The organism is Fulvivirga kasyanovii (genome assembly GCF_009711405.1).
GTDB classification, from domain to species: Bacteria; Bacteroidota; Bacteroidia; order Cytophagales; family Cyclobacteriaceae; genus Fulvivirga; species Fulvivirga kasyanovii.
Genome location: NZ_SMLW01000161.1, coordinates 1 through 1,415 on the forward strand (window position 1 = coordinate 1; position 1,415 = coordinate 1,415).

Annotated in this window: 1 protein-coding gene; it reads right to left on the reverse strand. The window is 38.8% G+C overall.

The features are described 5' to 3' along the window. Positions 1-319: 319 nt before the first annotated feature. The coding region (locus E1163_RS00490) for a tetratricopeptide repeat protein (protein ID WP_155168568.1) at positions 320-1,415 on the reverse strand (1,096 nt) is incomplete at its 5' end.

Consider the following 1,415-nt stretch of genomic DNA (forward strand, 5'->3'; position numbering starts at 1 on the left):
GCTTTTCGCCCTTAAGTTAACGGCTATGGAAAATGCTAAAATTCAAGGAGTTGCACTGAAAATCAATAAACTCCCTACGGTCAAACAGTATTGATTTTTTAACCGTTCCACTCCTTGAATTTCTTAGGGTCTCCGCTAAAGGCTTCGGCCGTCAGCGGAACGCGTTTTGATCAAGGTCGATCCTGAAACCCCATTTTTCGAACAAGTTGTCAATTTTTGAAGTCCCGGTTCTAATAATAAATTAAAACTGATGCCTCTGGTGTGTAAAAAAGTCGCTTTTGTTCTCTAAAACAATTATAAAGGATGCCCTGAAATTGAACTAATCAGGATCTTTTTTATTTTGACCTGTATTCCTTTCTCTGACCTGACTGGTAGTATGCACAAACTCCGTTACTACACTTATGGAATTCTCGTAATCATTTTTATAATCAGTCCTTTCCTTTTTGAGCTTTTTCAATCGCTTTTTATAGAAATATACGCTATAAGCTATCGCCAGCAGGCACAGGCCTATGAGTTCATAATATTTTATTTTACTGGCACTAAACTCCTCGCTTTTTGCCTTTAGCGCTTGTTGGCCTTCTTGCTTTACTTCTGCGGCTTTAATGGAAGCTTGCCGGTAGAGGGTTTGCAGAATGTTTCGCTGTTCTTCCTGCTGTTTGCTTCTTTGCTCGTATACATTCAGGTATTCTGCCTGGCGGGTCAATTGATCATGGCTTAGGTTTTGTGCTGCACTATACAAAGTGCTGATACCACTGAGCGCTATCCCCAGCTCCTTGGAGGTAAGGTCGTATTTTGAAAGTTCCACCACTTTGTCATACAGTGTCAGGGCTTTATCATAATTGCCTTTTAGGGCCTCTAATTCGGCGCCATAGTTAATATTGGGCCGTATGTCTGCATCTTCAATTTTATTTTTAAGCATCATGGCTTGTTTCAGCCATTTCTCCGCTTCACCTATGTTGCCTTCTTTAATATATGCTTCGGCAATATTTCCATATATATAGGAAGTTTGGAGTTCAGTTTCAGAATATTCGAGTGCCCGGTTATAGTAACTTCTGGCCTCACTAAAATGCTGCTGCTCAAAATGTAATTTACCGTACATGTTTAAAAGTTTACTTCTTTGGTCATTGCTTTCCATGTGCTTGGCAAAGTCGATTCCCTGGCTGAGGTAAAATTCTGCTTTATGGAATTGCTTTTCATCTATATATATTCGAGCCATATTTAGATAAACCATTGGCAGCTTTTCCTTATGCCCAGTTTCAAAGAAAATTTGTTCAGCCTTTTCAAAATAAGTTAATGCCTTCTCATAAAAAGTTGCTTCGTAGTAAATACTTCCCAAATTCAAATAAATGAGCCCGGGGCGATAAGCATCATTAGTTATTACATATAATTCTAAAGCCTTGCTATAAGAATTGGTA